Below are 3,635 nucleotides of genomic sequence, written 5' to 3'. Positions count from 1 at the left end.
GCTTTGGACATAAAAAAGCTCCCAGGCATCCCCGGGAGCTTGTCTCGGGCATCCCCGAGACGTCGGAATAACCGAAAGGAATCAGTTAAACACTCGACACGATTGATCGTAGAAAACGTAGCCGAAAAAAGCAACAAACTCCCACGTGAGACGTAAAATCAAAGCTCCCAATTAAACATATGCCAAGACATATGTTTAAGCATATGGCTTAACATATGGCAGAACATATGCTAATATGAAACCCACAGCTCAAAGGACACTTTGAGAACACAACACTCGACACCTAAAAGGAGCAGCCATGCCCGTAATTTCCTGCCTCAACGCCAAAGGCGGAACCGGAAAAACCACCAGCGCAATCAACCTCGCCGCCGTCGCCGCCTACCGTGGATACACCGTCCACGTCCTCGACGCCGACGCCGAACAAGGCACCGCCTCCGAATGGATCGAATACGCCAACGACGCCTTCGAAGAAAACCCCAACGCCCCCCACGTTGACGTCGAAGTCGAAGCCGTCAACCGAGGAATCCTCGCGCGCAAGGTAAAAAAATACAGCGACGACCTTGTCATCATCGACGGCCCACCCAGCAATCACAGCATGTCTGAACTCATCATCGAAAACTCAGACTTCGTCGTCATTCCCACCACCGGCACCCACACGGATATGGCACAAACCTGGAAAATCATCGACGTCATTCCAGAAGGCAAACACTACGCCGTACTGCCCACCATCTGGGACAAGCGCAAAAGCACTGCCGACCGCGCCCGGAAAGTCCTTGAAGACGAAGGAATCCCAGTCATTTGGCCCGGCGTAGAATCCCGCGCCTACTTCGACCGCCAATTCGGACACTGGCCCCGCAACAGCGCCAAAGAACTACACGGCTATCCCGCAATCTTTGACAAAATCATCGCCCAAATCACCAACTAACCACACCTTAAAAAGGAGCAACCATGAACGACACCCCAGGACTGGCACGCCCGAAAAAGAAGCAAACCGACGCCCAAGGAAAACCCACCCTCACCAAAGACACCGGACTTAATACCACCAAGGTCACAAAGGCCACCAAGAAAGAAAAGCCCCACCGCACCACCGTCAACCTGCCCTACTCCATCTACAAAGAACTACGCAGAAACTGGGCAGAAACCAGCACCCCTATCTACCGCCAACTTCTAGAAGCCTGGGAACTAATCACCGACCACGGCGCGGACTACCAGCCCGCAGACGCGACCTACAACACCGACGAGCTCACCCGCACCACCACCGTCTACATCCCCAAAGACACCCTGAAGGCCATGCAAAAAATCCGCAGCAAGTATGGAGCCTCCATCGCCGACCAGCTCATCTCCTCCTGGGCTCAACAAACCGGCTGGGAAGGATAACCACCCGCGACACCAAGGAGCCACCATGTCCCACGAGACTCCCCACATCGCCGACCGCGCAGACAACGACCCGCGCGAAGACCCCGAAGCGCTACTTATCGCAGCCCTGCTCTGGAACCGCGACACCACCCAAGCGGTAAACCTGACACAAACACTCACCCCCGCCGACTTCTACTCCACCGACTACGCCGCAATCTTTGCCACCATCAGCCAACAACTCAAAAGCGGCAGACCCTACGACCCCGCCAGCGTGCGCACAGCCCTACACGCCGAAGGCGACCAATCCGGCATACTCACCGATAACATCGACGGACTTATCACCATGCTCACCAACCTAGAGCACATACCGCCGAAAATAACCGACTACGCCGAAGCCGTAGCCTCCAACTCGTATCGCCGCCAATACCGCCACATGGTCGAACGCCTTAACCGCCAGGCGCACACCGCACCAGAAAAAGACCTCTACCCACTGCTAGTAAAAGAAGGTAAAAAACAACGCCGCATTAAAGACCGCTACTACCGCAATCACAAAGACACCCCGCAAGAGCGCCACTAAACCACACCCACCCCACGGTGGCCTTCGCTCCAATTTCCTCGCTTCGCTGCGGGAATTTCCACGACCTTCAATCATGGCCTGACCACCCCACCGCGCACCCGAGCGCAACTCCCGTGGAAAACAACCCCCAACACCACCGTGAAAGACCAGCCACACAGCCACACGCCGCAACCAGTGTCCGTTTCGGCAGATACGCTTTCATCTCCGCCTTCGGCAGCTTAACCCGCCTGTGGCTACGGTCAAGAACTTTCGCGGCATAAACCGCTCCCGCGCGCCCCGAATCCGGGGCGCTTTTCGCTATTTATTCCACGCTTTCTTGACCTCCACCACAGGCGGGCGCAGGCACTACGTGCCGGAGATGAAAGCAAGAAAAATGCACGCCCACACCCCAGACCGACACCACCGGCACCAGTAAAACTACAGGTGGCGGCCACAAACCCCGAACATATGCTAAAGCATATGGCCTAACATATGTCTTGCCATATGTTAAAACATATGTTAAACTAGAGGCATACCGTGACGGAAGGCAACACTCGACCAGAAAGGAGCAGACATGCTCACCATCTACACCAAACCCGGATGCCACCCCTGCCGACTGACCATCAAAACCGCCAACAAACTCGGCCTCAACTACCAAGAAAAACCCGCCAAAGAACACACCGGCTACCTCGCCACCCTCGGCCACGCCAGCGCCCCCGTCATCGTCGACGAAGCCGGCAACAGCTTCTCCGGCTTCCGCCCCGACAAACTACGCCAAGCCGCATAACCCACAAAGCAAGGAGCACCCCATGGCCCAGGACACTGCCGAGACCATCAGCGCCACCATCACCGTCACCAACTCCGAAGCCTGCCTCATCTCCGCCATGCTCACCAGCGGCGACAAAGACACCATCGCCACCATCACCGACAAACTCGACCCCGCAGACTTCGCCAACACCCTACTGGCGAGAATCTTTGCCACCCTACAAGAACTCGTCAACGACAGCCGCCCCACCGACGCCTCCACCGTCCTCAACACCCTCCAAGCCAAAGGCAACCGCGACGGACTCGCCGACGACCAACACCACATCATGACAGAACTGGTCACCCTCAAAATCGTCGACCTCCACCTCGCCGACTACGCCCGCCAAGTAGCCAGCACCAGCTACCGCCGCCAATACCTCCACATGACCGAACAACTCCGCCACGCCGCCGAACACGCCCCCGAAGCCGAACTACTCGACATCATGATCAACCACGGCATAGGCCAACGCAAAGCCTGGCAACGCTACCAAGACATCACCACACTCTAAGCCCAGCAGGGTGTGCACACCCCGCCGATACGATCAAAAGCGTCCTCGAAGTTTCAACCGAAAGGAAGCTTGCCGCCATGGCCTCATACACCCTCGCCGCCTTCACTCTCGCCGCCCTCCTGGCCTTGACGATCCTCGCCCTCAGCGACGCTAATGAGCGCGCGGACATCGCCCTCTTCGGCCTGGCCGTCCCGGCTGTGTTCTGGACAGTCCCACCCGTCGTGCTCCGACTGACGGGATACTCCGCATCCGAAACTGTCTTCTTTATCGCCCTAGCAACCGCGGGGTTTTGGGTCCTGCTGGCCGGGTATCAGCTACGCCAAGCGCTCGCATAAGAGCAGCACACAGGCCATAAACCGCACTAACCCGCCTGCCATATGCCTTAACATACGCTAAAGCATATGGCCTAA

The 3,635-nt window shown here is 57.1% G+C and carries 6 protein-coding genes; all 6 read left to right on the top strand.

Annotated elements, in window-relative coordinates:
* The first annotated feature begins 298 nt into the window (after window positions 1-298).
* The 6 genes from L8V01_RS11825 to L8V01_RS11800 all read left to right on the top strand — a co-directional run bounded on the left by L8V01_RS11825 (window position 299) and on the right by L8V01_RS11800 (window position 3,560).
* Window positions 299-925: a ParA family protein gene (locus L8V01_RS11825; protein WP_011116990.1), complete on the top strand. Its 627-nt coding sequence runs from the start codon at window positions 299-301 to the stop codon at window positions 923-925.
* 23 nt (window positions 926-948) lie between these two features.
* On the top strand, window positions 949-1,377 hold the full coding sequence (locus L8V01_RS11820) for a hypothetical protein (protein ID WP_011116989.1): 429 nt from the start codon (window positions 949-951) through the stop codon (window positions 1,375-1,377).
* A gap of 25 nt (window positions 1,378-1,402) precedes the next feature.
* On the top strand, window positions 1,403-1,933 hold the full coding sequence (locus L8V01_RS11815; protein ID WP_011116988.1) for a DnaB-like helicase N-terminal domain-containing protein: 531 nt from the start codon (window positions 1,403-1,405) through the stop codon (window positions 1,931-1,933).
* A 553-nt stretch (window positions 1,934-2,486) separates the two neighbouring features.
* The gene (locus L8V01_RS11810; protein ID WP_011116987.1) at window positions 2,487-2,699 is read left to right on the top strand and encodes a glutaredoxin family protein; all 213 of its coding nucleotides are present in this window, start codon (window positions 2,487-2,489) and stop codon (window positions 2,697-2,699) included.
* A 22-nt stretch (window positions 2,700-2,721) separates the two neighbouring features.
* Window positions 2,722-3,225 (top strand): DnaB-like helicase N-terminal domain-containing protein, encoded by a 504-nt coding sequence (locus L8V01_RS11805; protein ID WP_011116986.1) that lies wholly within the window; start codon window positions 2,722-2,724, stop codon window positions 3,223-3,225.
* Between the two features lie 77 nt (window positions 3,226-3,302).
* Complete coding sequence (locus tag L8V01_RS11800) at window positions 3,303-3,560, top strand: hypothetical protein (RefSeq protein ID WP_011116985.1); 258 nt, start codon at window positions 3,303-3,305, stop codon at window positions 3,558-3,560.
* Window positions 3,561-3,635: the final 75 nt, after the last annotated feature.

It is taken from the genome of Corynebacterium curieae (genome assembly GCF_027570035.1).
Classification (GTDB): domain Bacteria; phylum Actinomycetota; class Actinomycetes; order Mycobacteriales; family Mycobacteriaceae; genus Corynebacterium; species Corynebacterium curieae.
Note: the sequence above shows the minus strand (reverse complement) of the source record. Positions and strands in the feature narration are given on the sequence as shown.